This window comes from Arthrobacter sp. WCS2018Hpa-7 (assembly GCF_031843805.1).
GTDB lineage: Bacteria > Actinomycetota > Actinomycetes > Actinomycetales > Micrococcaceae > Arthrobacter.
In genome coordinates this window covers 1-25,022 of record NZ_JAVTJB010000013.1, presented here as the reverse complement: position 1 = coordinate 25,022, position 25,022 = coordinate 1, and the positions used below count along the sequence as shown (strand labels likewise).

The following is a 25,022-nucleotide window of genomic DNA, read 5'->3' as shown; positions in this document are numbered from 1 at the left end:
GCATTAGCTGTACAAAAATCAGCCCGGGAATTCGGCGCCCAGCGTGGACAGCACGCCGTACGCTTTGGTCCGGATTTCCTCGTACTCGTCGTCGGCTACGGAGTCCGCGGTGATGGCCCCGCCCACGCCGAGGGAGAGCGTACGACCACCGTCGGCGTCAGGGTTGACCACCAAGGTACGGATCACCACGGCGAGGTCCGTGGCCGCATTCAGTGAGAAGTAGCCAATGGCGCCCGAATAGATGCCCCGGGGCCCGGACTCGAGCTGGTCCAGGATGTCCATGGTGCTGATCTTTGGCGCTCCCGTCATGGAACCGGCGGGGAAGGCCGCAGCCAGGGCTTCCGCACGAGGTGCGCCCGGCTTCAGGTGGGCGTCAATGGTGCTGACCATTTGGTGGACGGTGGCGTAGCTTTCGATCGCGCACAAGCGGCTGACCGTCACGGAACCAGGGATGGCGAAGTGGCTGAGGTCGTTGCGCAGCAGGTCCACGATCATGATGTTCTCAGCGCGGTCCTTCAGCGACGTCTCGAGGTCGTGCCGCAAAGCAGCATCCTCGAAGGCGTCGGATGAGCGGCCCCGGGTGCCCTTGATCGGTTCGGCGCGCATGCCGCCGTCGGACAGGATCCGGAGGAAGCGTTCAGGCGACGTGCTCGCCACCACCAGTTCGCCGAAACGGAGGTAACTGGCGAACGGTGCCGGGTTCCGGCGTCGAAGGTTCAGGTAGCTGCGCCATGGATCCAGCTCCCCAGCGGGGGCTTCAAGGGTGGTGGTCAGGCAGATCTCGTACGAGTTTCCCTCGCTGATTTCGTGCTGGGAGTCCGCGATCTTGCGCTTGTAGTCCGTCGCGGAGTCCCGGCTCACGAATTCCGGGACGGCGCCGGAAGAGACGGCACCTGACGCGACGCCGCCGGAAGAGGCGGGAGCGGAACCAACCGCAGCAGCCCCGACGGCGGTGCGGGCCGTGCGGAACCACTCGTCGGCGTCGGGCGCTTCCAAGGCGAGCAGCCAGACGGTCCGTTCCCGATGGTCCAGCACCACAGCCCGTCCGGCGAAGAGCAGCGCCGCGTCCGGGGTGTGGGAAGCGACGTCGTTGCCGCCGGTTTCGCGCTTGAGCTCGTAGCCGAGGTAGCCGAGCCAGCCGAGCGTGAATTGGCCGTCGTACCCGCGGGGGGCGCGGACTGCCCTGCGGCCCCAGACGGTGTCGAGCCACCGGAAGAACGGCCCGGAGGTGGTGACGGTGGCTGTGCCCGCAGTGACGTGGGTGGTCCCCGCCAGGTGGCGTACCGACTGTCCGTACGTGCCCCCGTCGTCTGCCAGGACGCTGAAGCGGCTGCGGGCGGCGGCCTGGGACCTGCCGGCGACGGCCGAGGCATTGGAGGAATCGAGCCAGACGGCGTTGCCGGAGCGGGCATACAGGGATTCGAAGAGCTGTTCAGCGTCAGGGACAGCGTCCAGACGCTCGGATCGTAGTTGGAGACCACGCCGTGCACTGAGCTCGGGTGACAAAATCGAAGCAACTGAAGGCAGGTACATGAGCGCTTGCAGGACATCTTTCGGCGCATTGCCGTCGACAAGGTTTTGCACGCGCACATCGGCGGCGCCGATGACCTGATCGGTGGAAAGCCACTCGTCCTCCTGGGCTGCCCAGCTGTCCCAGTACGGTTCGTAGGTGCTTCCGTCCCGCGCCAACGCACGACGACGGCGATCGTCACCAGGCGCTTCCACCCACACCACGGCGTCCAGCATGGGCCGGGCGGCGTTCGCAGCAGCGCCAACGCCCTCAACAATCACGATCTCGGCGGGCAGCGTGACGTTCAGTCCGCCGTCGTAATGCCGTTCCCAGTCCCAGCTGGTCCATTCCGCTGCCTGGCCGGAGCTTAGCGGTGTCAGGACCGTGCCGACGTAACGCTCAATGCCGGGCATGAGACCGTTCCAGCCGGGGTAGATATCTTCCAAGTGGAACAGTGAAACCTTGTGGTGCTGCCGCAACCGTGCCGCCAGTTCAACGGCCAGTGTGGTTTTTCCTGCGCCGGACCTGCCGTCAACAGCGATGATCAGGGGTGCAGGGGTCATGTCATAGAGGTTACCTGCTGGTGGTCGTTGTCAGCGGCGGCCTCCGCGGAGGCGATTGCTGCTTTGACGTACTGCACGATGCCCGGGTTGGCGGCCTTGATGAGCGTCCAGGTGTTGTCGAAGTCGGTGTGGCCGCCGTACCAGGGGTCTTCGATGCCGAGGTCCAGGGAGCTGCGCCCTTCCATGCGGGGGTCGAAGCTGCGGAACATTCGCACTTTTTCGAGTGAAGCGCGGTCCGGCGCCCCTTCTTGGAGCCAGCCGAAATGGTCTACGTCGAGCGCAAGGATCAGGTCCCGTTCCGCGAACCATTCATGCCGCCATTTCCGCGCTGCGTGGTCCTCGGAAGCGATGTGCTGGGCTGTGAGGACACGTGCGGCGCGGGGGTCGATCGGATGCCCCACCTCGTACCCTGTGGTGCCCGCAGAGTCCACCGTTACGAGCTGGCCGAGCCCTTCCGCGTCGAAGGCTTCGGTGAGCATGAGCGCTGCCATGGGCGAGCGGCAGATGTTTCCAGTGCAGACCGTGATGATGCGGTATGGGCTCGTCGTTGAGTACATTCTGCAAGCATGATTGATGGCACCCCTTCTTGGCTAGGGGCCACTTCACAACTGAGTCACTTTTCCTGTCAAAGCTGTCACAGAGGGCGCGGAAAGTGCCTAGGTGATGAGGGTCGAATCAGCGTTGGAGGCTTCGGCAGCCAGCGCTGCAGCGGCCAGGTAAACGGTGCGTACGACGGCGGCGCGTCGCCTTTGCGCGCGGCCGGGGTCATTGCCGGCCATCAGTCCGTCGAGTGCCGGCAGTACGGGTGCGGCGTCGCAGAGACTCACGATGGTGATGAGGAGATCCCCGGCGTCTTCCCGGGAGACTCCCGGCAGGGCGGCGATGGTGCTGTTGACCTTCGACGCGCAGTTGGCCATCCGCCTCGGCAGTCCCACCACTTCCGTGCCCCGCTCCAGTCCTTCCCAGAACAGGAGGCGGGGTGCCGTGGCGTCTTTCTGGTGGTGGTCGAAGAGCCGGCCGGCGTAGTCTGCCATGGCCTCCGGCCCGTTGCCTTCGATGGGTACTTCATCCATGAGTGAGCTCAGGGCGGCGACGATCACGGCGTCGAAAAGCGCATTCTTATTGCCGAAGTACTGGTAGATCCGCTCTTTGTTGACCCCGGCCTCTGTGGCAATGCGGTCGATGCGGGCACCTGCTAGTCCGCGCGCGCAAAACTCGGACGTCGCTGCCTTGAGCAGCAGCCCCTTGGTTCGCTCTGTGTCCCACGCCATAGCAGTCATATTACCAGTTTCCAACTGGATGGTTGTAATTCTTGACTGGTGGGGATATTGTGATCTCAAGCCAAAAGCAACCGTTTAGTTGGAGAATGCCATGACCACCCAAACACCCTCCCAAGCCGCCGTTGTACCCACAGCGCCAGCCGCCCGCCCGCAGGGACCCTCCGTTCACATGCGGGCGCTGATTACCTGGCTCGCCATCTTCCCGTTGGTATCCATCGGCATGCTGCTCCTCGGCCCCATCATGGAGCCGTTGCACCCAGTCCTTCGCGCGCTGCTGCTCACTGCACTCGTGGTTCCGGCCGCTGTTTACGTCGTGGTGCCCCGGTTGATGGCAGGCCACGGTGCCCTGTCCCGCAAGGCAGTGGAGCGCTCAGCGCAACGAGCAGCCCGCAAAGCCGCTTAACCCAAGTAGGTCGCAATTGAGCGCGTTCTGAAGGCTCAAAACGCGCTCAATTGCGACCCAGTTGGGTGCCGCGGCGGGGCTACGCGTTCAGCAGTTGCTCGACGTCGGCGATCCCCGGGTACGCGGCCTGCGTGCCCTTCTTGGTTGCAGCCAAAGCAGCGGCCACTGAGGCAAACGCGGCGGCATCGGCCAAGGATTCTCCAGCCGCCAGACGCGCAGCGACAGCGCCCGTGAAGGCATCGCCGGCACCCGTGGTGTCAACGGCGGAAACACGTGTCGGGGCAATACGGGTGATCTGGTCTTCAACGCCATGTGCCATCGAATCCAAGACCACCGAGCCATGCGCACCCAGTGTCACCAGAACCCGTTGCAGACCGCGGTCCGCGAACTGGCTCCGGACCGGCTCCCAGGCTTCGGTTTCTGCGTCGGCGTCCGGAATGTCCGCTTCGGCGCCAAGGAACAACGACGCCTCGTGGGCGTTGACCAACAGCACGTCGCTCAAGCCCGCCAGAACCTCCGGTACCTCCGCGTAAGGCGAGAGGTTGAGCAGAACGGTTGCGCCGGCGTCGTGCCCTGCTTGGGCTGCGGCCGTCACAGTATCAATCCCCACTTCCAGGCAGAGGCACACAACCGCCGCATCCTGGAAGGCATCGGACGTGACGTCCGAAGGCCTGAGCGTGCCATTGGCACCGGCCGAGATGATGATGCTGTTTTCGCCGCTCGCGTCCACGGAAATGACGGCGACGCCGGTGGCCACGTCACTGCGGAGGACGCGTGACACGTCCACACCCGCGCTGGCCGTCGAGTCCAGGAGCATGGTGCCGTTGGGGTCGTCGCCCACGGCGCCAATCAGGCTGACCTGACCACCGAGCTTGCTGGCAGCCACCGCCTGGTTGGCGCTCTTGCCGCCGGGATTCACTGCGAAACCGTTGCCGTGAACCGTCTCACCGGGTTGGGGGAGGCGGTCGCAGTAGATGGTGAGGTCTGCGTTGAGGGAGCCGACGACGACGATTCCCGCCTTGGGTGCGGCGGTCATGCGGTCACCTTCTGGTTCTCGGTCACTTCTGCGTCCACGGGCTTGGGAATAAGGAGCGACGCGGCGAAGGCGGCAAGTGTGATGGCGAGGCCCACCACTACAACGGTCAGGTAAGAGGCCTTGGCATCATTGAGCGAAGCCGTGGCCACCAGGACGGCCGGAAGGACCAGGAAGCTCAGCCCGGCGCCGAGGTTGAAGGCGCCGGCGTTCATGCCAGGCAGGAAGCCAGGGTTACCTTGCGGCGAGAGAACTACGCCCAGTCCGTTCAGCATGATGTTGACGGTACCGGCGTACATGATGCCCAGCAAGGCCGTTCCCACGATCATCATGGGCAGGTTGTTCAGGCCGAAGAACGCGATGATCGCCAAGGCAACGAGGCTGCCGAGCAGGCCGATGCGCAGGACCTTGGTGTAGCCGAGGACGGGTGCCAGGCGGCCGCTGATCGGGCCGAACAGCCAACCCAGCAGGGCGTAAGGGGTCAGGATGATGAGCGACATCTCCGTAGGGCCCACGCCGAAGCCCGGATCTGCAGCCTGGACGTAGGCGGGGACGATGCCATTGATGACTGCGAAGATGCCTGTCATGGTGAGGGTGGTGGTCAGCAGCGGCGCCCACGTGGAGCGCTGGCGCAGGTGCACGGTTTCCACCATGGGCTGCTTGGCGCGCTTCTCCACGGTCCAGAAGGCGAAGAATGCGACGACGGCAATCACCGTGAGCACGATCGCCAGCGTTAGGGTGCCGGCATCGAAAGCCGTGGCCAGCTTGGCACCCTCATTCAGAGCCGTGAGCAGTGCACCAACGGCGACAACGATGAAGAACACACCCAGCCAGTCCATGGTGGTGCCGGCGGCAGGCTTGCTTTCACCGGCAAGGACGGCGATCAGGACGGTGGCTGCCAAGGCCAGTGCAACCATGAGCCAGAAGATGCTGCGGAAGCCGAAGTTCTCAGCGAAGTAGCCGCCCACGAACGAGTCGACGCCGGCCACGCCGCCGTTGACTGCCGTGATGAGGCCCATGAGTGTGCCGTACTTGCGCGGGTTGGTGACGGCGGAGCGGAGCATGATCAGGCACAGCGGAACCGTGGGGCCGCTAACGCCCTGGATGATGCGGCCCACGAAGAGCCACGTCACGTCCGGGGCCATCGCTGCGATGACCGAACCGACAGCCATGAGGATCATCATGCCGACGAGGATCTTCTTGCGGCCCACGATGTCGCTCAGGCGGGGGAGGAACAGCGAGAAGAGCGCTGCTGCCGTGAAGAACCAGGTCTGGGACAGGCCGATGGTGGCCTGGTCCGTGTTGAGTTCGTTGCCCATGGTGACCAAGGCCGGGCTGAGCATGGAGGCGTTGAGCTGGAAGGCCACGCAGGCCGCCAACAGGGCAACCATGAGGGCTGTGACGTTGCCGCGGGTTGACTTGGATTCGGTTGCGGGGGAGGACATTACTTTGCCTCTCCTGCCAGGATGGCCTCTGCGGTGGCGTTTACGTCAGCGGTGGCGGCAGCGCCGGCGTCGTGCGTTGGTTCGCCGATCCGTTCAATCGCATCGGTGACCAGGTCCCAGAACTTCTTGTGGTCGAGGTCGACGGCGACCGACGTGTGGCAGTCCTCGGGGGCCGGAGCGCGGAAGTCGGCAACGGTCATCCCGAGTGTGAGCTTGCCCTGGAGTTCAATGTCCACAGGGACCTTGCGGGTTGTCATGACGGTGGGGTCGATCACGTAGGCCACAGCGCAGGGGTCGTGGACCGGTGGGAAATCGAATCCCTGGGCGTCCTTGTAGGTCTTTTGGAAGAAGTCCATGAGCTCCATGACGAACTTGGCCGGCTTGGTGCCAATTTTTGCTATGCGGTCCACCACCTCGTCCGTGGCCAGCGCCTGGTGCGTGAGATCGAGACCGACCATGACCACGGGCCACTTTTCGTTGAAAACGATGTGTGCGGCTTCGGGGTCGATGATGATGTTGAACTCCGCCACGGCGCTCCAGTTGCCCACGTGGTAGCCGCCGCCCATGAGGACAACTTCCTTCACGCGCTCCACGATGCGCGGCTCTTTGCGGGCAGCCATCGCAATGTTGGTGAGGCCAGCAGTGGGGACCAGGGTGACGGTACCCGGCTGGTGTGCCATGACGGTTTCAATGATGAGGTCGACGGCGTGGCGCGGGTCCAGCTCGATGGCGGACTCGGGCTGCTCCGGGCCGTCCATGCCGGAATCGCCGTGGATGCTGGGGGCCGTTTCGATGGTGCGGACCAGGGGGCGGTCGCAGCCGGCTGCGAAGGGGACGCCGGTGATGCCGGCAATGGTGGCTACCGAGAGGGCGTTCCGGGTGACCTTTTCCAGGGTTTGATTGCCCACCACCGTTGTGACGGCCAGGAGCTCGATGTCCGGATTGCCGTGCGCCAGCAGCAACGCCACGGCGTCGTCATGGCCAGGGTCGCAGTCAAGAATGATCTTCTTGCGTGCTGGTGTCATGGTGTTGGGTTCCACGGTTCTCTCCACGTCATTGGGGCCTGCCAGGTACTTGCCCCGGGCAGGGCGCTAAGCATTCAGGGGAATTCTGGCACTGGTTTGTGGGTTACGTCAAACGCTTAACGTTGCTCTCGTGTGGATGATGTCTTAGCAACGTCAAGCGCTTGATGCCTTGTCGCAGGTCAGGCCGGTCTATGACCGCTACGATCGATGCATGGAATCCCTGGATCGGCGCCACGGCCGCGCGCCCCGTTCGCCTCGGGTGACGGCCGCGATGGTGGCTGCCCGAGCAGGCGTTTCGACGGCGACCGTCTCCCTGGTGGCGAACGGAAAAACCCAAGGGCGCGTCTCCGAGGACAACATCTCCCGGGTCCGCTTGGCTATTTCCGAACTCGGCTACGTGGTGGACAGCATCGGCAGTTCCCTGGCCCGCGGCGTCAGTTCGATTGTCATCCTGGTGACACCGGATGTTTCCAACCCCTTCTTCGCCAACGTCATTGCAGGCGTACGGGAATCGCTTGGATCCCAGTATCAGCTGCTGCTTTCCGTGACCGACGCCGGTGAGTCGCCGCAGGCTGACGATGTCCGCAAGCTCCTGGCGCTGCGCCCCGCCGGTTTGCTGGTGGGAGCGCCCAGCGCAGAGTTCCTGGAAGATCTGTCCGCGGCCGGCCCGCTGGTCCTATTGGATGCACCCGGTCTTGAGTCCTACGCGCCGTCCGTGAACCTTGATGTCGCCCAGGGTGCGCGGGAACTTGCCCGGCATTTGGCGTCTTCCGGGCACACCCGCGCCGCTTATGTGGATGGCGTGACGGGAACAACCACGTTCCAGTTGCGGCGCGAGGCCTTCCTTGCGGAGGCTGCGGCTTGTGGACTTTCGGTAGCCCCTGGCCATGTCATCAGCACCCCGATCGACGTCGGTGCTGCCGCCGCCGCGTTCGCCGACGCCTGGCCGGAGTGGCAGCGCGAGGGGGTGACCGCCGTCGTCTGCTGTACTGACACGCACGCTTACGGCGTTCTCCAGGAAGCACGTGTGGAGGGTGTTCGGATCCCGGAGCAGCTGGCTGTGGCAGGGTTCGATGACCTGCCCTACTCAGCCACCAGCAACCCCAGCCTCACCAGCGTGCACCTGCCGGCAACGCCCTTGGGTCGTAAAGCGGGGGAGCAGCTGCGAGGGCTCATGGAGGGCCTGCCGCTGGACGAGCCCCACGTGACGCTCGAGAGCTCGCTGGTGGTTCGGGGATCTACGTCTTAGCTACTCGAAAGTCGACGACATCGACATATGCCTCAGGCGGCATGAACGGGTAGTGGCGCTTAAGCCCCTCAACGTAGTCCTCCACGCTTGCGCCTGCCTCCAGTCGGAGCTTCTCGATCGTCAATTCAGAGAGCCGGTGGTGTTGGACTTCAAGAACGTGGCCCTGCAACGGCGCGTGTTCTACGTCGTCTTCGAAGTAGAAGAGCGCCGTACCGACTGATATTTGTTCGTCCCATCGAACCGTCGAGGTCTTCCGGCCACTAACAATCGCGTCGTAGTAGCGCTTGTTGAAGCGGACCACCCGCTCAGCGTTGCTTTCCGGAAAGGCATACGCGTCCGCAAGCAGCTTCGCGATGGGTCGCATCTGTGGTCCGTCCGTCGTGGGAACGGCTACGAGGATATCTGGGTGCAAGTCGAGCATCACCTGGCGACACCTGCCACACGGTGAAATCAGCCCGCGTCCCCCGCAACCAGCTGCTGCCATGGTGACTAACGGTCCTGCCTTTGCTGTGGCAGCAATACCTAAAGCGACGAGTTCAGCGCAGGGGCCACCGGTGAAGTGATGGACGTTGACGGCCTCGTAGATGTGACCGTTCGCGTCCATAGCGGCTGCTGCAACAGTGTGGTTTAGATCGGTGCCGAGGGTCTTGGCGAGCGCTTCGGCTGCCTCGATGACCCGACGTTCCGAATTCAAAGGTTCCATAGGTGAAGCCTTGCACACGGGGTGGTTATCAACGGGAGAGCGGGCGAAGCTGGTCCTCCGAGACGGGGTTGGGCACGGTGAAGTAGATCTGCGGAGCGGTCATATCGCCCCAATCTTCCTTTTTCACCCTGACCGTGTCAGGTGTGACTTCGGCGATCCGGACGCGCAGCCAAGCGCCGTCGTCGAGCAGTAATTCGTGGGGGTCGGCGAGGTATCGCAGGCCGAGGTCATCGAGTGTTTCCTCGGCGGTGAACCAATCCACCACTTCCGTGCGCGGGCGTCCCAACAAATCGATGGCAACAAATCCGTTGTCAACGGGTTTCATCCACCCCACGTGCTCGCCATCGTCCGTGCGTCGGTGTTCGATCCAGTCCGCTTCCATGCCCACGACGGTAGCACTGCGTTTGCTGCGGCGCCGCTGGAGCTAGTGAATGACTGCGAGCAGGATGCCCACAAGGACGAACAGGCAGCCAAAGATGCGGTTCAAAATTGTTTGGCCGCGTTGATCGTGGGTGAACCGTTGGAAGGACCTGGCGGCAAGGGCGAAGAAGAACCACATCACCATGATGTCAATGAACAAGACCGTGGCCGTCAGCACAGCGTACTGCTGAAGCAGGGGTTGGTCTGGCCTGATGAACTGCGGCATGAAGGCAAGGAAGAAGACAATTGCCTTCGGGTTCAGCAGGTTCACCCAAATGCCGCGCTGGAACATGGACAGGGCGGACTCGTTCTTCTCGCTTTCCACCTTTTCCTCGTCCAGGTCCGGCTTGCGCAGGAACTGCCGGATGCCCAGGTAGACCAAGTAGGCCGCGCCCGCGTAGCGAATGACGTTGAAGATGACCGGCGAGTTGGAAACCAGTACGCCGACACCCAAGGCAACGATGACGATGTGGATGACCAGAGCCACCTGCTGTCCGAGAATGCCCCAGATGGAGCGTCGGAAGCCGGAATTGAGCGAGTTGCTCATGGTGAAGATGGCGCCGGCGCCGGGAGTGAAACTGATCAGGGTGCCGGCACCAACCAGGGCCAGCCAAAGTGAAAACTGCACACCTCAGCTTATGCCCGGTCAGTGGGTGGTTTGGACGCGTTGCTTCCTGACCTTGTCTGGTCCTCGCGACAGCAAAATGCACCCGGAATAGGTTGTTTCCCGGGCTCCCGAAGCTCAAAGTAGGTGGGGAAGGTACAGCCCAGGCCACGGCGTAGGGCAAACTGGTGCCGTGAGCGGAATCCCGTGGGTGCTGCACGTCGATCTGGACCAGTTCATTGCCGCTGTCGAGATACTCCGGCGGCCCGAGCTCGCGGGCAAACCGATCATCGTCGGAGGCCGGGGCGACCCCACGGAGCGGGCTGTGGTGTCCACCGCATCCTACGAAGCCAGGGCGTTCGGCGTCGGCTCGGGGATGCCGCTCAGGATTGCGGCCCGGAAAGTGCCCGACGCCATCATCCTGCCGGTTGATCAGGAGGCGTATTTGGCGGCCTCGGATGTAGTGATGACCACGCTGCGCGCACAGCCGGGAGCCACGGTTCAAGTGCTTGGCTGGGACGAGGCTTTCGTTGGTATCGAAACTGAGGACCCGGACGCCTATGCCCGGCAGATCCAGGCCGCCGTCCTCGAGCAAACCCAACTGCACTGCAGTGTGGGCATCGGTGACACGTTGGTCCGCGCCAAGAATGCCACGGATTTCGGCAAACCCGCCGGAATTTTCAGGCTTACCAAGGAGAACTGGCTCGACGTCATGGGCGAAAAGCCCACCAAGGAATTGTGGGGCGTCGGGAGCAAAGTGTCGCAACGGCTGGCGAAGCACCAGATCACTACGGTGGCTGAGCTTGCCGCATGCAATCCCCTGGATCTCGTCACGGAGTTTGGCCCCAAGATGGGCCCTTGGTATGCGCAGTTGGGACGCGGTGAGGGTTCCAGCGAAGTGGATGACACTCCGTGGGTCGCCCGGGCACATGGCCGCGAGACCACCTTCCAGCAGGACCTCACCGAGCCCACCCAGATCAGCGACGCCATCAAGGAACTGACCGCCCGCGTCCTGGAAGACGTCGCAGCGGAGGGACGCCCGGTGATCGGGCTGACCCTGAAAGTCCGCTACGCGCCGTTCTTCACCAAGACCTACGCCAGGAAGATTCCCGAGACTTTCGACAGGGAAGAAGTCCTCGCGCAGGCCTTGGACCTCACAGGAAAAATGGAGCCGGACCGTCCCATTCGGCTCCTCGGATTGCGTGCAGAGATGTCCATGCCCGAAGAGGCCCGCAAAGGCCATACGCCGACGCGCAGCGGCTGGTAAAAACCAGCGCACGACGGCGGCCCGTCAGCTACCAGCGCGGGTGGATCGCTTCGCGGAAGTAACGGTCGTAGATGTCCTGGACCCCTTCAGTCAAGCCTGCGCCAAGAGCTTGCAGCCCACCGGCCTCGGCGTTTGCAGCTGCCTGCGAAGCTGAGCGAGCACCGGGAATGACCGCTGTGACGCCGTCCTGGGCGATGACCCAGGCGAGGGCCGCTTGGGCGGTGCTGACGCCGTCGGGCACTAAACCGCTGAACTCCTGTGCGGCCTTGACGCCAGAGGCGAAATCGACGCCGGAGAAGGTCTCGCCGACGTCGAATGAGGACCCGTCGCGGTTGTAATTGCGGTGATCGTTTTCCGGGAATTGGGTATCCGGCGTGTACTTCCCGGACAGCAGGCCGGAGGCCAGCGGCACCCTGGCAATGATGCCAACGCCCGCTTCCTTGGCTGCGGGCAGCACCTCGTCGAGTGGTTTCAAGCGGAAGGCGTTGAGGATGATCTGCACGGAAGCGGTGTTCCCGCGCTTGATGGCTTCGAGCGCCTCATCCGTGCGCTCGACGCTGACGCCGTAGTTGCGGATGGCGCCTTCGCTGACCAAGGTGTCCAGTGCGTCGTAGACTTCGTCGCTGCTGTACACGGACGTGGGAGGGCAGTGCAATTGAACGAGGTCCAGGGTGTCCTGCTGCAGGTTGCGCCGAGAGCGGTCGGTCCAGGCCCGGAAGTTCTCGAGCGTGTAATTCCCGTGGACTTGATCCACCCGACGGCCCATCTTGGTGGCGACCGTGATGTGCAGGTCCGGGTTGGCGCGCAGGAAGCGGCCAATGAACTGCTCACTTCGGCCATCACCGTAGACGTCTGCCGTGTCAAAGAAGTTGACGCCGCCTTGTACAGAGGCTTCCAGGACGGCAAAGGCGTCCTCTTCGGTGACGGAACCCCAGTCGGCTCCGAGTTGCCACGTTCCCAGCCCGACGGTTGAGACGGACCGGCCGGTCTTGCCAAGTATGCGCTGTTCCATGGATTCGACTATATGGGGTTATTGCTCGTCCATCCGCGCAACTTTTCCCATTAAGTACTTTCGTTCCGGCAGGCTGGCCGTCTTCTTGGCGGCCGAGAGATACGCTGCGCGGGCCTCAGCGTAGGAGCCGGCCATCTCCAGTAGATGGCCTCTCACGGCGTCCAAGCGGTGGGTCCTGCCGAGCGCTTCATCCAGGCCGATCAATAGTTCCAGCCCAGTGACGGGCCCATGCACCATGGCCACAGCTACCGCCCGGTTCAGGGTGACCACGGGACTGGGTGCGACGGCATCAAGGACCGTGTAGAGGGCCAGAATCTGCGGCCAGTCAGTCTGTTCGTCTGCGGCGGCCTCTGCGTGAACGGCAGCGATGGCCGCCTGAAGTTGATACGGCCCGGCCGCCCCACGCCCCAGCACGGAGGACAACAGCGCGATGCCCTCCTTCAGCTGCTCCTGATTCCACAGGCTTCGGTCCTGCTCCGCCAACGGCACCGGTGTTCCGTCCGGCAGAGTACGCGCCGCCCGCCGGGAATCGGTCAGCAACATCAGCGCCAGCAGGCCGACGGCCTCAAGCTCATGCGGTGCGACGGCCACCAGCAGGCGCGTCACCCGGATGGCTTCCGTGGTGAGCTCTTCGCGCTGCAGGGATGGACCCGAGCTTGCCGCGTAACCTTCGTTGAAGATCAGGTACAAGACGTGAAGAACGACGCCGAGCCTCGCCTTGCGCTCGGACGCAGGCGGCAGGGTGAAGGTGGCTCCCGCCTTCTGGATCCCCTGTTTTGCGCGGCTGATGCGCTGTCCCATGGTCGCTTCGGGGACCAGGAAAGCCGAGGCGATTTCCGCCGTCGTGAGTCCTCCAACTGCGCGAAGCGTCAAGGCGAGTTGCGATGGTGCAGACAGTACCGGATGGCAGCACAGGAACATGAGGGTAAGGGTGTCATCTGCTTCCGGGACTGGACCTGCGGGGAAATCGATGGCTGAGGCGCGTTCCTCCCGGCCGCGCCGGGCGCTTTCGCTGCGCCACATGTCCACCAACCGGCGGCTTGCGACAGTCATCAACCACGCCCTCGGGTTGTCCGGCAAGGCCGTTGGCCACTGAAGGGAGGCTTCAAGGAGTGCTTCCTGGACGGCGTCCTCGCACGCATCGAACTGGCCGTGAGTCCTTGCCAGCGCGCCGAGGACCTGCGGCGCCAAGGTGCGCAGCAGGTCCTCTATTGGTGCTTCCGGTGGAAGGTCCAGCTAGACCTCCGGGGGCGCTTCCTGAACAGCGCGAAGCTCGACTACCTGCGCGTACTTCACGATGCCTGAACAGATCTCCACCGCGCGCTCCTCGCTCGCGACATCAACCACCCAGTAGCCCACCAGCGATTCCTTGGACTCGGCATAGGGGCCGTCAGTGGTGATGACGCCGTCCGGGGTCTGCTTGACGAGCTTCGCGGTGCTGCCGTCGGCCAGCCCTGCGTTGAAAACGAGCTCGCCGGACTCGGTCAGGTCCTTGTCGATCTGGATCATGAACCCGATCATTTCCTTGATCCACTCCGGATCGGCGGTTTCCATCATGCCCTCGGCCGACCCGAACATCATGATCATGTATTTCATCTCAAACTCCTTGCGAGGGGCACCCTTTGTGGTTGCCTTCACTCATGGGTCGGAACTGCGGTGGGCTTTTCTACATGGCTCGGGAAATTCTTTTCAAAAGCTTCAGGCCCGTGCAATGACCTCGCCGTTGGGGATGAGGAAGTACCCGTCATCGGTGGCTCCCCAGCGGTGCCAGCCCGCGGCGATCCGGGCGAGGTCGGCTTCATTGGCGAAACCGTATTCCAACGCCTGCTCAGCGAATGCGGAGTGCAGCACCCTTTCGCTCCAGACCCGCGACTGCCAGGCGCGCTGCTGGGCGGTGGCGTAGAGCCAGTTGCTGCTGGTGGGAGCCACTTGGGTGAATCCAGCCTGCTGGGCCCACGAAACCAGGCGTCGGCCGGCGTCGGGTTCTGCTCCGTTGCGGCGGGCGATCTTCTGGTACAGCTCCATCCAGTCGTCGAGCTCCGGAACTTCCGGGTACCAGCTCATGCCGTGGAAATCAGCGTCGCGCACGGCAACGATCGCACCGGGTTTGGCCACCCGGCGCATCTCGCGCAAGGCGGCTACGGGGTCGGTGAGGTGTTGGAGGACTTGGTGGGCATGGACGAGGTCGAAGGACTCGTCCTCGAAGTCGAGATCGTAGATGTTGCCGGTCCGGAAGGTCACGTTGTCCACGCCACGCTCAGTTGCCAGTTCGGTGGCCTGGGCGACAATATCCGGCGAACGGTCCAAACCGATCACCTGCCCGGGCGAAACCATCCCCGCGAAATCGCAGGTGATGCTCCCGGGTCCGCACCCGACGTCGAGCACTGAAGTCCCTGCGGTGAGATGGGGGATCACAAACGCGGCCGAATTCTCGGCGGTCCGTGAGGCGTGGGCCCGGACAACCGACTCGTGGTGTCCGTGGGTGTAGACATCTTCAGGCTGCTGCGCGTTCATAGGGAAACGCTACAACTTGGAAGGTGGAATTAGGTGGAATGCGTTGCGTCGGGTTGGGATGCTTCCTCGCGCGCGGCGAGGGTTGCCTCCACCATGTCCGTCATGAAGCGGGTGACAAGCTCCAGTTCCTCGGAGCTGTAGGCGGCCATGGCCGTGCCCATACGGATGGCAAGCGGCATGAACATGGCGCTTCCGTCCCGATAGGCCTTGGGTGTCATCTGCAGTTGAACTTGCCGGCGGTCCGTGCCGAGTCGTTCGCGCACCACGTGCCCGGAGGCATGCAGGCGATCAACCAATGCCGTGGTGGCGGGGGAGCTGAGCCGGAGTTCAGCGCGGAGAACACCCGGCGTGACCACCTTGCCCGCCGCGGAGTGGCGCATGATGACGGCGAGTGCGTTGAGGTCCGTACGGTGCATGTCGTTTCGGCCGCCGGCTGCGTCAACGTAGTGGTTGGCTTCGAGGGTGAAGTCCTGGAGGAGCCGCACCAGTTCTTGGGGAGCTGCGTTTTCTGGGCGCGTGGCTGGTGTGTCCGACATATCCGCCCTCCTGCCCGCGTTTGTCTGGTGATTACTGCCTTCCGGATATTACTCCCAGCAGTGAAGGATTTTGGCATCCGGTTGAGCCAACCCTTGGAATAGTTCCATCATAGAGATAATCTGTGATGGAATAAAGACCTCAAGCATCCCCACAGAAGAAGGACTCATGAACTCGCGGAAAGTACCGTTCTGGCTGCGCTGGCTGATCCCCGTGGTGCTGGTCATTACGTGGCTCGGCATCGCCGGCATTGGCGGCCCTACCTTTGGGCGGCTGGAAGAGGTTTCTTCCAACGACCAAGCTTCGTTCCTCCCCGCAGGCGCAGAAGCCACGGAGGCGGGCGACTGGCAGGCCAAGTTCCGGGACTCCGAAGAGATCCCCGCCGTAGTCATCGTTGAGAGCGATGCTGCGTTCACCCCTGCCCAACTGGGCGAAGCAGCCCAGCTGAAAGCCGATATTGAGGCACTCAAGCTGGGGAGCGCCGTCGTCGGGCCCATCCCTTCGGAAGACGGCAAAGCCGTCCAGTTCATCGTCCCGATGGCCTCCTCCGATGAACTCCGCGAGAAAGTCCAGGAACTGCGCGACGTCGTTCAGCCCGGAGCGCCCGACGGCATGACGGCCTTTGTCACAGGGCCCGCGGGCCTGACCGCCGACCTCGTCAACGCTTTCGGCGGGATCGACGGCATCCTGCTCCTGGTTGCCTTGGGTGCAGTGTTCGTAATCCTCCTTCTGGTGTACCGCTCCGTGGTGCTGCCGCTGGCGGTGCTCTTCACATCGGTCTTTGCGCTTTGTGCCGCCATTTTGCTGGTGTTTGGTATGGCCAAGGCAGGCTGGATCCAGCTGAACGGCCAAAGCCAAGGCATTTTGTCCATCCTGGTGATTGGTGCCGCTACCGACTACGCGCTGCTGTACGTGGCGCGGTTCCGTGAGGCGCTGACCCACACCACCAACCGCACGCACGCTGCGATCACGGCGTGGAAGGCATCGTTCGAGCCGATCCTCGCTTCCGGGGCCACCGTCATCATCGCGCTGCTCTGCCTGCTGTTCTCCGATCTGAATTCCAACAAGGCGCTGGGCCCGGTGGCCGCTGCCGGCATCCTTTGCTCTTTGTTCGCAGCGCTCACGCTCCTGCCTGCACTGATGGCTTTGCTTGGCCGGGCCGCCTTCTGGCCCTTCCGTCCCAAGTTGCTGCCCGACGACGAACGCGAACCTGAGATTGTCACCGGACTTGAGGGGCAAAAGGGTCTGTGGCGTGCCACGGGTCGTCTGGTCTCGCGCCGGCCCCGCGTTGTGTGGGTGGCTTCAGTGCTACTGCTCCTTGCGGCCTCCACTGGCCTGATGCAATTGAAGGCCAACGGGGTTCCGCAAACGGACGTCATTCTTTCGGCGTCCGACGCTGTGGACGGACAGGAAGCACTGGCGCGCCATTTCGACGCCGGCAGCGGCAGCCCCGCCGTCGTGGTCGCCTCGGAAGGTTCCGCGCAGCAGGTCCTGGAGAAGGTCAAAACCGCCGACGGCGTGGGCGACGCCTACCTGCTGGCCGACGGAAACGTGCCCATCACAGGTGCTCCCGGCGCTCCATCTGACCCGGTCGTGCGCGAGGGCAGGGTACTGATCAATGCGACGCTGAACTCGGCCGCGGACTCCATTGAAGCGGAAGAAGCGGTGAAGTCGCTGCGGGTGGCCGTCCGCGAGGTTGATCCCGAAGCTTTGGTGGGTGGAGTGACCGCGACCGCGCTGGACACCAACACGACTGCACAGCGCGACCTTGTGGTCATCATCCCGATTGTGCTGATCGTCATCCTGTTCATCCTCATGCTGCTGCTGCGCTCCGTGGTGGCTCCGGTGTTGCTGGTGCTCTCCGTGGTGCTTTCCTACGGTGCCGCCATGGGTGTCTCGGCGTGGGTGTTCAACGGGGTCTTCGGATTCTCGGGCGCCGATGCCACGGTGCCATTGTTTGGCTTCGTGTTCCTTGTGGCGCTGGGCGTGGACTACAACATCTTCCTGATGAGCCGTGTGCGCGAAGAGTCCCTGAAGCATGGGACCCGCCCGGGAATCCTGCGGGGGCTGGCGGTAACTGGTGGGGTCATCACGTCCGCCGGTGTGGTCCTGGCTGCTACTTTCGCAGCGCTTGGTGTCATCCCCATCATGTTCCTGGTGCAGCTGGCCTTCATCGTGGCGTTCGGTGTGCTGCTGGATACCGTGTTGGTCCGGTCGCTGCTGGTACCTGCCCTGGCGTACGACATCGGCAGCAAGATCTGGTGGCCGCACAAGCTGGCGCGTGAGTCTTCGTCGGACGCGGTGGGGCCTCGTGAAGAGGAAGAGGCGTCGGTGGGGCGCTAAGTCAGTCCTGTTGGTCTCTCGTGTCGACGTAGCCGGCGCCTCCATCCACGGTCACGCGCTGGCCGGTATGCAGGCGCCGGGTTGCGTCGCCCGTTCCGACGACGGTGTCCACTGGTGCTTAAAGCACGGAAGATCTGCGCTCAATCAGGACGGTGTCCCGCCACTGCCCGGCGAGGGGGCCGTGCGGCATGCGGGCGATTCGGTTTCGCCGGCCCACAACGCAGAACCCTTCATCGTCGTGGAGCCTGAGGCTGGCTGCATTCTCGGGGAAAACGCTGGCTTGGATTGTCCAAATACCCGCATTCTCGGTGGAGGCGATGAGGGCGCGGAGGAGGCTCTTTCCGACGCCAAGACCCCGGGCATCTCCTGCTACGTAGATGGAATGCTCCACGACACCCGTGTAAGCGGCCCGCGACGACACCGGGGACACGGCGGTCCAGCCCAGAACCTGACCCTCCTTTTCAGCGACGAGGCGGTGATCCTTGAGTCGCGTTGCGTCGAATTGTTCCCACTCTGGCGCAGCGGCTTCAAAGGTGGCGTGCCCAGACTCGATGCCTGCAGTGAAGATCTCCCTTACGCGTGGCCAGTCCGTCGTTGTCATGGATCGGATGCGGACCCCTTTGCCGTCCTTGGGACGTGGGTCGGTTACCGCTTGGCTGGTCACAGGCTCTCCAGCAAGCCGGTGGTGCGTTCTATGGCGCCGGGGACGAGCGAGTAGTAGGCCCATGTGCCACGTTTTTCTCGGTGGAGGAGGCCGGCGTCGACCAAGATTTTCAGGTGGTGCGATACTGTCGGCTGCCCGAGGTTCAGGGGCTGGGTGAGGTCGCAAACGCACGCCTCGCCACCTTCTGAACCCCTGACGATGGACAGCAGGCGCAGGCGGTTGGGATCTGCGAGGGCCTTGAATACGGACGCCCTCAGCTGTGCTTCGTAGTCGTCGATTGATGGTTGTCCCGACGGCTCGCAGCACGCTTCTGCATCCACTGGTGTCAGCTCAAGAGTTTCCCCGGGGTTCATGCATCCATTATGCACACACATTGACAATCATCGATATAGGTGGACATACTCATATCGAAGTTCATCAATCTTTGGTTTTCGGCAACCCACCAACATGAGTCTGGAGTTCAGTGAGCACCCCAACGTACATCGCGGCTCAGCAGAGTGCCGCCGGTCATGACGCCGCTGGGAAACTCTCGGCCATGGACCGGTTCCTGCCAGTGTGGATCGTCGCGGCCATGGCGCTGGGCCTGCTGCTGGGCGGCCTGATTCCCGGCCTGAATACCGCACTGGAGGCCGTGAAGATCGGCGAAGTCTCCTTGCCTATCGCCATAGGCCTGCTGGTGATGATGTACCCGGTTCTTGCCAAGGTGCGCTACGACCAATCGTTCCGTGTGCTGGCCGATCGAAAGCTGCTGGTCACGTCCTTGGTGATCAATTGGGTAGTGGCTCCAGCTTTCATGTTCGCGCTTGCCTGGGTGTTCATCCCTGACCTGCCGGAGTACCGGACCGGGCTGATCATTGTCGGCTTGGCACGCTGCATCGCCATGGTCATGATCTGGAACGACCTCGCCTGTGGGGACCGTGAATCTGCCGCTGTCCTGGTGCTCATCAACTCTGTCTTCCAAGTGGTCGCGTTCGGGGCTTTGGGGTGGTTCTACCTCCAGTGGCTGCCGTCCCTCCTGGGACTTCCCACCACGGCCGCCGACTTCTCCTTCTGGGCCATAACGCTTTCTGTGCTGATCTTCCTGGGCATCCCGCTGCTCGCCGGTCTACTCACCCGCGTCATCGGTGAGAAGGCCAAGGGCCGGGGCTGGTACGAGGAGAGCTTTCTGCCAAAGATTGGTCCCTGGGCGCTCTACGGACTCCTTTTCACCATCACGCTCCTGTTTGCGCTCCAGGGCGGGACCATCATTTCCCGGCCGATGGACGTCCTTCGCATCGCTTTGCCGTTGTTGGTCTACTTCGTTGTGGTCTTCGGTGCCGGAATGGTGATTGGCCGCTTGCTGAATCTCGGGTACGCCAAGACCACGACCTTGGCCTTTACCGCTGCGGGCAACAATTTCGAACTCGCCATCGCTGTAGCGATTGGAACCTTCGGTGTTACGTCAGGTCAGGCACTCGCCGGTGTCGTCGGCCCCTTGATTGAAGTACCCGTCCTTGTTGCACTTGTGTATGTGGCCCTATGGGCGCGCAAGCGCTATTTCACCCCACCAATATCGCCGCCTGACCTTCGAGGAAATTCATGACCACCGATGCCGTAAAGAAGCCTTCCGTCCTTTTCGTCTGCGTCCACAACGCTGGCCGCTCGCAGATGGCAGCAGCGTTCCTCACCGCTATCTCCCAGGGGGCCATCGAAGTTCGGTCTGCTGGCTCCCAGCCGGCCGACAAGGTCAATCCCGCTGCCGTTGAAGCCATGTCCGAGCTTGGCATCGACATGTCGGCCGAGATCCCCAAGGTCCTCACCACAGAGGCCGTCAAGGAATCGGACGTAGTAATCACCATGGGTTGCGGCGACGAATGCCCCTACTTCCCCGGCAAGCGCTACGAGGACTGGGTCCTTGAAGATCCCGCCGGACAGGGAGTGGACGCTGTCCGGCCCATTCGCGACGAAATCAAGACCCGCATCGAGAACCTGATTGCCTCGTTGAGCCCCACAGCCAAGTAATCCAACCACCAGGAGAGAGTCCCATGAGCACCGAACAGCTGATCATCATCGGGTCCGGCCCTGCCGGCTACACGGCCGCTATCTACGCCGCCCGCGCCGGACTCAATCCCTTGGTGCTGGCCGGCTCCGTCACTGCTGGTGGCGCCCTGATGAACACCACGGAAGTGGAGAACTTTCCGGGGTTCCCTGCTGGTATCCAAGGGCCGGAGCTGATGGATGGACTCCAGGAACAGGCCGAAAAGTTCGGAGCCCGGATAGTGTTCGACGACGCCACTGAGGTTGACCTCAAGGGTCACCTCAAGCGGGTGGTCACTGGAGGCGGCGAGACGCACGAGGCCTCGGCCGTCATCCTGGCCACCGGGTCTGCATACAAGGAACTGGGGCTTCCGGAAGAGAAGAAACTCAGCGGGCACGGTGTCTCCTGGTGTGCCACCTGCGACGGCTTCTTCTTCCGCGAGCAGGACATTATTGTGGTGGGTGGCGGCGACTCCGCCATGGAGGAAGCTACCTTCCTGACGCGTTTCGGTAAGTCCGTGACTGTCGTGGTTCGCAAGGATGAGCTGCGGGCATCGCGCATCATGGCCCAGCGTGCCAAGGACAATCCCAAGATCACGTTCGCGTGGAACTCGGCCATCACGGCCATCCACGGAGACGCCAAGGTCACCGGCGTGACGCTCAAGGACACCCGGACGGGTGAAACGCGGGAGCAGGCGGCCACCGGTATCTTTGTTGCGATCGGACACCTGCCGCGAACAGAGCTGGTGGAAGGACAGGTTGACCTGGACGCCGAGGGCTACATCAAAGTGGACTCACCCACTACCTGCACCAACCTTTCGGGCGTCTTTGCCTGCGGTGATGCGGTGGATCATCGTTATCGCCAAGCCATCACCGCCGCCGGCACTGGTTGCTCAGCTGCCCTCGATGCTGAGCGCTACCTCGCCGCCTTGGACGACGCCCACAGCATTGCCACGGCATTGGTCGAAGAGCCCACCCACTTCTGAGTTTCACCAACGGAGATACGAGTACGCATGGACAAGAACCTCCCCGTCGCAGTCATCGGTGCGGGCCCGGTTGGGCTGGCAGCCGCAGCTCATTTGCTCGAACGCGGCCTTGAGCCGATCATTTTCGAAGCCGGCAGCTCTGCAGGGGCAGCAATCGAACAATGGCGGCACATCCGTCTCTTCTCGCCGTGGAGGTTCACCATGGATGCGGCAGCTGTCCGGCTCCTCGAGGGCACTGGCTGGGAATCGCCTCGACCGACGGCTTTGCCTTACGGCGGGGAGCTGATCGACGACTACCTTGCCCCGCTGGCAGAACTCCCGGCAATTGCTTCCCGCCTGCGAACTGGCGCCCGTGTCATCGCCGTTACCCGCGTCGGGCTCGACAAAACCCATGTGCGTCTCCGCGACACCACGCCGTTTATCGTCCGGGTTGAATACGCTGCGGGCGAGGTACGCGATGTCATGGTCTCAGCCGTCATCGATGCCTCCGGAACGTGGTCCACCCGGAACCCGTTGGGGACCTCGGGTTTGCCTGCCATCGGTGAGGAGCGTGCAGCAGACCGCATCTCTTCGCCCCTGCCCGATGTTACCGGCCGGGACCGGGCCGCCTTCGCTGGTCGTCGCGTCCTGGTGGTGGGTGCAGGGCACTCGGCAGCCAACACGCTGATCAAACTGTCGGAATTGGCCAAGGACGCCCCTGACACGAAGATTCTCTGGGCCATTCGTGGCGCTTCCGCAGAGAAGGTCTACGGAGGGGGCGACTCGGATGGACTGCCGGCCCGCGGCCAGCTCGGGGTCAGGCTTCGTCGGCTGGTGGACGCTGGCACGATCGAACTGCACGCCGGTTTCGGCACGAGCTCGCTGACCGATTCCGATCCCGGCCTCACCGTGACGGCCGGTGACGGACGCACCCTGGTGACAGACGTCGTCGTGCCTTGTACCGGGTTCCGTCCCGACCTTGCGATGCTCCGCGAACTACGCCTCAACCTGGACCCTGCTGTTGAAGCGCCGACGGAATTGGGACCGCTGATCGATCCCGAATTCCACTCCTGCGGCACAGTCCCGCCGCACGGCGCGAAGGCGCTTGCCCATCCGGAGAAGGACTTCTATATCGTCGGAATGAAGTCGTACGGCCGTGCGCCCACCTTCCTGCTGGCCACCGGCTATGAGCAAGTCCGTTCCGTGGCCGCGGCACTCGCAGGCGACCAGGCTGCGGCCGACACCGTTCACCTTGAACTTCCGGAGACCGGAGTCTGTTCCTCCGATGCAGGTACCAGCTGTGGCGTTCCTGCCGTGGCTGCTTCGTCACCAGCTACAGCAGCGGAGAAGGAGGCCGGCTGCTGCGCATCTCCAGAGCCGGCATTTGTTGGCTTCCCCACCGGGCTGGCCCACGGCCGTTCAGGCGGGTAGAACGTGGCTGGCCGACGTTCCAGTCCGGGTGCTCAAGCGCTGACAGTGTTCCGTTCGCGGTAACCATCAGCGGCGTAGACACCCAGGACGCGCACCTCGGTAGTGAAGAACTCCAGTTCTTCCAAGGCCCGGCGGAGACGGGCGTCTTCGGGGTGGCCTTCGACGTCGGAAAGGAACATCGTGGCCGCGAACTCGTCGCCCACCATGTAGCTTTCCAGCCGCGTCATGTTGAGGCCGTTGGTCGCAAAGCCACCAAGTGCTTTGTAAAGGGCCGAAGGAACGTTGCGCACCCGGAAGACGAAACTTGTGATCGCAGGGCCGGGCAGCTCTTCCTTGGTGGGGAGCTCCCGTTCCCGGGCCAGAACAACAAAGCGGGTGGTGTTGGTGGGATCGTCCTCCACACCGGAAGCCAGGACTTCGAGACCGTACAGTCCAGCGGCGAGCGGCGGAGCCAGGGACAGCTTGCGGGGATCGTTCCAGTCCCGGACCTCACGGGCTGAACCGGCAGTATCGCCGGCGATCACGGGCTTGAGGCCGGCTTCGCGAATAATCCTGCGGCACTGACCCAGAGCGTGGATGTGGCTGTGGACCTCCGTAGCGCCTTCAATGGTGCTGCCCGGAATGCCCAGAAGGTCGAAACGGATCGGCAGGAAGTACTCGCCCACGATCTGCAGCTTGGACTGAGGGAGCAGGACGTGGATATCGGCCACACGCCCGGCGATGGAGTTCTCAATGGGAATCATGGCCAGATCGACTTCCCCGGTGGACACCAGCTCAAAGGCGTCCTCAAAACTGGCGCACGGCACGCTCTCGAGTTCGGGGAACATTTCCTTACACGCGAGATCCGAATTGGCTCCGGGCTCACCTTGGTACGCAATCTTCTGGGCCATGATGCTCATGGTTACACGCTGAGCGCCCGGGCTCCCAACCGCGTCCACCCTGTGACTGGACAACTGGATGCCACCGACCCTAGGTTCGCAACAAGGATTGGGGGCGGCCGATGACGACTGCGACAGCGTTCCAAAGAAACACGGCAAACAATGTCAACGAACAGCGGGTTGCAAGATTCGCGGGCACGATCATCGGCCTGTTCACGCTCTTGTGGGCATTCCTGCTTTCAAGAGCATCGGGACAGAACGTCCTGGCATCAGGGCCGTGGCAGGTTGCGACACACGGGTTGAGCCTGTTGTCAGCTCTCATCGTCTACCTCTACTGCCGGCGTTGGGCTCACCGGACCAGCGCCTCCGGGCTTCTCTGTTGTGCGGCCGTGGTGTCCTTCTTCGCCGACGTCGCCTTGGGATTTCAGTACAGCCCGTTCTTCGGCGTTGCGCTCATCGCATGGAGTGCCAGCGCCCGGCGACCGCTACTGGCCGGGACGGGAGTCCTGGCCTTGGGAGCGGCCGTTGTCGCCAGGCTTGGGCACGAGCTCGACGGCGTCGTCGTAGGTGCATGCGGCGTGATCATTCTTGCGATCGCAGCATGGCCAAGCACTGGGAAGCAAAAGTAGGTAACAGATAACGTCGCTATGAGGGCTCATTGCGACGTTATCTGTTACCTACTTGGGAAAGGGCGGCGGGGGTTAGCCGTTGATGATCTGGGGGACGCCGAGTGCTTTGAGGCCTTCGGCTCCGAACTCCAGGCCGTAGCCGGATTGCTTGGAGCCGCCGAAGGGGATGAGGGGGTTGACCATGCCGTGGGCGTTGATCCAGACGGTGCCGGCTTGGATGCGGGAGGCGACTTCGCGGGCGGCGTTCAGGTCTGAGGACCAGACGGAGGCGCCGAGTCCGACGTCGAGCCCGTTTGCTTTGGCGACGGCTTCGTCAATGGTGCTGTATTTGATGATCGGCAGGGCCGGTCCGAACTGTTCTTCGGCGACCAAAGGGTTGTCGTTGTCGATGTCGGCTACCAGGGTGGTGGGGTAGAAGTTGCCGGGCTGCTCCGCGTCCGGGTTTCCGCCCAGAAGCACTCGGGCGCCGGATTCCTTGGCGGCCTCCACGAGCCGGGCCACGATGTCGTATTGCTGCCGGTTTTGCAGCGGGCC

At 63.2% G+C, this 25,022-nt stretch carries 27 protein-coding genes; 9 read left to right on the top strand and 18 right to left on the bottom strand.

Annotated features, from left to right (window positions below; translation table 11 throughout):
• Window positions 1-18: 18 nt before the first annotated feature.
• The 3 genes from RQH14_RS14565 to RQH14_RS14555 form a co-directional block, all read right to left on the bottom strand.
• Window positions 19-2,073, bottom strand: a complete 2,055-nt coding sequence (locus RQH14_RS14565) for a chorismate-binding protein (RefSeq protein WP_311213895.1) — start codon at window positions 2,071-2,073, stop codon at window positions 19-21.
• Window positions 2,070-2,630, bottom strand: a complete 561-nt coding sequence (locus RQH14_RS14560; RefSeq protein ID WP_311213894.1) for a low molecular weight protein-tyrosine-phosphatase — start codon at window positions 2,628-2,630, stop codon at window positions 2,070-2,072. The genes RQH14_RS14565 and RQH14_RS14560 overlap by 4 nt, the downstream gene beginning before the upstream one ends.
• Before the next feature lie 99 nt (window positions 2,631-2,729).
• Complete coding sequence (locus RQH14_RS14555; protein ID WP_311213893.1) at window positions 2,730-3,344, bottom strand: TetR family transcriptional regulator; 615 nt, start codon at window positions 3,342-3,344, stop codon at window positions 2,730-2,732.
• Window positions 3,345-3,444: 100 nt separating this feature from the next.
• Between RQH14_RS14555 and RQH14_RS14550 the strand changes: the two genes are divergently transcribed.
• On the top strand, window positions 3,445-3,756 hold the full coding sequence (locus RQH14_RS14550; protein WP_311213892.1) for a hypothetical protein: 312 nt from the start codon (window positions 3,445-3,447) through the stop codon (window positions 3,754-3,756).
• A 79-nt stretch (window positions 3,757-3,835) separates the two neighbouring features.
• Here the strand turns inward: RQH14_RS14550 and RQH14_RS14545 are convergent, their stop codons facing one another.
• From RQH14_RS14545 to RQH14_RS14535, 3 genes are read right to left on the bottom strand one after another with little or no spacing between them, the layout of a single operon-like run.
• A complete protein-coding gene (locus RQH14_RS14545) occupies window positions 3,836-4,792 on the bottom strand; it encodes a ribokinase (RefSeq protein WP_311213891.1) in 957 nt (318 codons plus the stop codon).
• On the bottom strand, window positions 4,789-6,234 hold the full coding sequence (locus RQH14_RS14540) for an MFS transporter (protein WP_311213890.1): 1,446 nt from the start codon (window positions 6,232-6,234) through the stop codon (window positions 4,789-4,791). The genes RQH14_RS14545 and RQH14_RS14540 overlap by 4 nt, the downstream gene beginning before the upstream one ends.
• Window positions 6,234-7,259 (bottom strand): nucleoside hydrolase, encoded by a 1,026-nt coding sequence (locus tag RQH14_RS14535; RefSeq protein WP_311213984.1) that lies wholly within the window; start codon window positions 7,257-7,259, stop codon window positions 6,234-6,236. The genes RQH14_RS14540 and RQH14_RS14535 overlap by 1 nt, the downstream gene beginning before the upstream one ends.
• A gap of 211 nt (window positions 7,260-7,470) precedes the next feature.
• Here RQH14_RS14535 and RQH14_RS14530 point away from each other — a divergent pair, with 211 nt between their 5' ends.
• A complete protein-coding gene (locus RQH14_RS14530) occupies window positions 7,471-8,508 on the top strand; it encodes a LacI family DNA-binding transcriptional regulator (RefSeq protein ID WP_311213889.1) in 1,038 nt (345 codons plus the stop codon).
• Here the strand turns inward: RQH14_RS14530 and RQH14_RS14525 are convergent.
• From RQH14_RS14525 to RQH14_RS14515, 3 genes are read right to left on the bottom strand one after another with little or no spacing between them, the layout of a single operon-like run.
• Entirely contained in the window at window positions 8,498-9,211 is a 714-nt protein-coding gene (locus RQH14_RS14525; RefSeq protein ID WP_311213888.1) for an ASCH domain-containing protein, read from the bottom strand. The two genes, RQH14_RS14530 and RQH14_RS14525, sit on opposite strands and share 11 nt — an antisense overlap.
• A 28-nt stretch (window positions 9,212-9,239) precedes the next feature.
• Window positions 9,240-9,593 (bottom strand): hypothetical protein, encoded by a 354-nt coding sequence (locus RQH14_RS14520; protein ID WP_311213887.1) that lies wholly within the window; start codon window positions 9,591-9,593, stop codon window positions 9,240-9,242.
• A gap of 42 nt (window positions 9,594-9,635) precedes the next feature.
• Window positions 9,636-10,259 carry a LysE family transporter gene (locus tag RQH14_RS14515; RefSeq protein WP_311213886.1) on the bottom strand — a complete coding sequence of 208 codons (624 nt, stop codon included), beginning with the start codon at window positions 10,257-10,259 and terminating at the stop codon, window positions 9,636-9,638.
• A 187-nt stretch (window positions 10,260-10,446) separates the two neighbouring features.
• Here RQH14_RS14515 and RQH14_RS14510 point away from each other — a divergent pair, with 187 nt between their 5' ends.
• Window positions 10,447-11,502, top strand: a complete 1,056-nt coding sequence (locus RQH14_RS14510; protein ID WP_311213983.1) for a DNA polymerase IV — start codon at window positions 10,447-10,449, stop codon at window positions 11,500-11,502.
• Between the two features lie 28 nt (window positions 11,503-11,530).
• Here RQH14_RS14510 and RQH14_RS14505 read toward each other — a convergent pair whose 3' ends face one another.
• The 5 genes from RQH14_RS14505 to RQH14_RS14485 form a co-directional block, all read right to left on the bottom strand.
• Window positions 11,531-12,514 (bottom strand): aldo/keto reductase, encoded by a 984-nt coding sequence (locus RQH14_RS14505; protein WP_311213885.1) that lies wholly within the window; start codon window positions 12,512-12,514, stop codon window positions 11,531-11,533.
• 18 nt (window positions 12,515-12,532) lie between these two features.
• Window positions 12,533-13,705 carry a DUF6596 domain-containing protein gene (locus RQH14_RS14500; RefSeq protein WP_311213884.1) on the bottom strand — a complete coding sequence of 391 codons (1,173 nt, stop codon included), beginning with the start codon at window positions 13,703-13,705 and terminating at the stop codon, window positions 12,533-12,535.
• 45 nt (window positions 13,706-13,750) lie between these two features.
• Complete coding sequence (locus RQH14_RS14495) at window positions 13,751-14,110, bottom strand: YciI family protein (RefSeq protein WP_311213883.1); 360 nt, start codon at window positions 14,108-14,110, stop codon at window positions 13,751-13,753.
• Window positions 14,111-14,212: 102 nt separating this feature from the next.
• On the bottom strand, window positions 14,213-15,028 hold the full coding sequence (locus RQH14_RS14490) for a methyltransferase domain-containing protein (protein WP_311213882.1): 816 nt from the start codon (window positions 15,026-15,028) through the stop codon (window positions 14,213-14,215).
• A 29-nt stretch (window positions 15,029-15,057) separates the two neighbouring features.
• Window positions 15,058-15,564, bottom strand: a complete 507-nt coding sequence (locus RQH14_RS14485; protein WP_311213881.1) for a MarR family transcriptional regulator — start codon at window positions 15,562-15,564, stop codon at window positions 15,058-15,060.
• 166 nt (window positions 15,565-15,730) lie between these two features.
• On the opposite strand from RQH14_RS14485, the gene RQH14_RS14480 reads away from it, so the two are divergent.
• A complete protein-coding gene (locus RQH14_RS14480) occupies window positions 15,731-17,905 on the top strand; it encodes an MMPL family transporter (RefSeq protein WP_311213880.1) in 2,175 nt (724 codons plus the stop codon).
• Between the two features lie 118 nt (window positions 17,906-18,023).
• Here RQH14_RS14480 and RQH14_RS14475 read toward each other — a convergent pair whose 3' ends face one another.
• A complete protein-coding gene (locus RQH14_RS14475; RefSeq protein ID WP_311213982.1) occupies window positions 18,024-18,506 on the bottom strand; it encodes an N-acetyltransferase family protein in 483 nt (160 codons plus the stop codon).
• 59 nt (window positions 18,507-18,565) lie between these two features.
• Window positions 18,566-18,922 (bottom strand): metalloregulator ArsR/SmtB family transcription factor, encoded by a 357-nt coding sequence (locus tag RQH14_RS14470; protein ID WP_311213879.1) that lies wholly within the window; start codon window positions 18,920-18,922, stop codon window positions 18,566-18,568.
• 110 nt (window positions 18,923-19,032) lie between these two features.
• Here RQH14_RS14470 and arsB point away from each other — a divergent pair, with 110 nt between their 5' ends.
• The 4 genes from arsB to RQH14_RS14450 are packed head-to-tail and all read left to right on the top strand — an operon-like array spanning window position 19,033 to window position 22,981.
• Complete coding sequence (gene arsB / locus RQH14_RS14465) at window positions 19,033-20,151, top strand: ACR3 family arsenite efflux transporter (protein WP_396136305.1); 1,119 nt, start codon at window positions 19,033-19,035, stop codon at window positions 20,149-20,151.
• On the top strand, window positions 20,148-20,570 hold the full coding sequence (locus RQH14_RS14460; RefSeq protein WP_311213878.1) for an arsenate reductase ArsC: 423 nt from the start codon (window positions 20,148-20,150) through the stop codon (window positions 20,568-20,570). Before arsB ends, RQH14_RS14460 begins: the two co-directional genes overlap by 4 nt.
• Window positions 20,571-20,593: 23 nt before the next feature.
• Entirely contained in the window at window positions 20,594-21,571 is a 978-nt protein-coding gene (gene trxB / locus RQH14_RS14455; protein ID WP_311213877.1) for a thioredoxin-disulfide reductase, read from the top strand.
• 27 nt (window positions 21,572-21,598) lie between these two features.
• Entirely contained in the window at window positions 21,599-22,981 is a 1,383-nt protein-coding gene (locus tag RQH14_RS14450; protein ID WP_311213876.1) for an FAD-dependent oxidoreductase, read from the top strand.
• Between the two features lie 32 nt (window positions 22,982-23,013).
• Here RQH14_RS14450 and RQH14_RS14445 read toward each other — a convergent pair whose 3' ends face one another.
• A complete protein-coding gene (locus tag RQH14_RS14445) occupies window positions 23,014-23,871 on the bottom strand; it encodes a prephenate dehydratase (protein ID WP_043806369.1) in 858 nt (285 codons plus the stop codon).
• Window positions 23,872-23,981: 110 nt separating this feature from the next.
• On the opposite strand from RQH14_RS14445, the gene RQH14_RS14440 reads away from it, so the two are divergent.
• Window positions 23,982-24,488 (top strand): hypothetical protein, encoded by a 507-nt coding sequence (locus RQH14_RS14440; protein WP_311213875.1) that lies wholly within the window; start codon window positions 23,982-23,984, stop codon window positions 24,486-24,488.
• Window positions 24,489-24,560: 72 nt separating this feature from the next.
• Here RQH14_RS14440 and RQH14_RS14435 read toward each other — a convergent pair.
• A partial coding sequence (locus tag RQH14_RS14435; protein ID WP_311213874.1) for an aldehyde dehydrogenase family protein occupies window positions 24,561-25,022 on the bottom strand: 462 nt, incomplete at its 5' end.

Coding starts and splice junctions, on each gene's coding strand:
- RQH14_RS14555 (WP_311213893.1), bottom strand. CDS start 3,344: ATGGCGTGGGACACAGAGCGAACCAAGGGGCTGCTGCTCAAGGCAGCG.
- RQH14_RS14565 (WP_311213895.1), bottom strand. CDS start 2,073: ATGACCCCTGCACCCCTGATCATCGCTGTTGACGGCAGGTCCGGCGCA.
- RQH14_RS14440 (WP_311213875.1), top strand. CDS start 23,982: ATGACGACTGCGACAGCGTTCCAAAGAAACACGGCAAACAATGTCAAC.
- RQH14_RS14450 (WP_311213876.1), top strand. CDS start 21,599: ATGGACAAGAACCTCCCCGTCGCAGTCATCGGTGCGGGCCCGGTTGGG.
- RQH14_RS14495 (WP_311213883.1), bottom strand. CDS start 14,110: ATGAAATACATGATCATGATGTTCGGGTCGGCCGAGGGCATGATGGAA.
- RQH14_RS14525 (WP_311213888.1), bottom strand. CDS start 9,211: ATGGAACCTTTGAATTCGGAACGTCGGGTCATCGAGGCAGCCGAAGCG.
- RQH14_RS14460 (WP_311213878.1), top strand. CDS start 20,148: ATGACCACCGATGCCGTAAAGAAGCCTTCCGTCCTTTTCGTCTGCGTC.
- RQH14_RS14550 (WP_311213892.1), top strand. CDS start 3,445: ATGACCACCCAAACACCCTCCCAAGCCGCCGTTGTACCCACAGCGCCA.
- RQH14_RS14540 (WP_311213890.1), bottom strand. CDS start 6,234: ATGTCCTCCCCCGCAACCGAATCCAAGTCAACCCGCGGCAACGTCACA.
- RQH14_RS14520 (WP_311213887.1), bottom strand. CDS start 9,593: ATGGAAGCGGACTGGATCGAACACCGACGCACGGACGATGGCGAGCAC.
- RQH14_RS14505 (WP_311213885.1), bottom strand. CDS start 12,514: ATGGAACAGCGCATACTTGGCAAGACCGGCCGGTCCGTCTCAACCGTC.
- RQH14_RS14470 (WP_311213879.1), bottom strand. CDS start 18,922: ATGAACCCCGGGGAAACTCTTGAGCTGACACCAGTGGATGCAGAAGCG.
- trxB (WP_311213877.1), top strand. CDS start 20,594: ATGAGCACCGAACAGCTGATCATCATCGGGTCCGGCCCTGCCGGCTAC.
- RQH14_RS14475 (WP_311213982.1), bottom strand. CDS start 18,506: ATGACAACGACGGACTGGCCACGCGTAAGGGAGATCTTCACTGCAGGC.
- RQH14_RS14545 (WP_311213891.1), bottom strand. CDS start 4,792: ATGACCGCCGCACCCAAGGCGGGAATCGTCGTCGTCGGCTCCCTCAAC.
- RQH14_RS14535 (WP_311213984.1), bottom strand. CDS start 7,259: ATGACACCAGCACGCAAGAAGATCATTCTTGACTGCGACCCTGGCCAT.
- RQH14_RS14445 (WP_043806369.1), bottom strand. CDS start 23,871: ATGGCCCAGAAGATTGCGTACCAAGGTGAGCCCGGAGCCAATTCGGAT.
- RQH14_RS14485 (WP_311213881.1), bottom strand. CDS start 15,564: ATGTCGGACACACCAGCCACGCGCCCAGAAAACGCAGCTCCCCAAGAA.
- RQH14_RS14530 (WP_311213889.1), top strand. CDS start 7,471: ATGGAATCCCTGGATCGGCGCCACGGCCGCGCGCCCCGTTCGCCTCGG.
- RQH14_RS14560 (WP_311213894.1), bottom strand. CDS start 2,630: ATGTACTCAACGACGAGCCCATACCGCATCATCACGGTCTGCACTGGA.
- RQH14_RS14480 (WP_311213880.1), top strand. CDS start 15,731: ATGAACTCGCGGAAAGTACCGTTCTGGCTGCGCTGGCTGATCCCCGTG.
- RQH14_RS14490 (WP_311213882.1), bottom strand. CDS start 15,028: ATGAACGCGCAGCAGCCTGAAGATGTCTACACCCACGGACACCACGAG.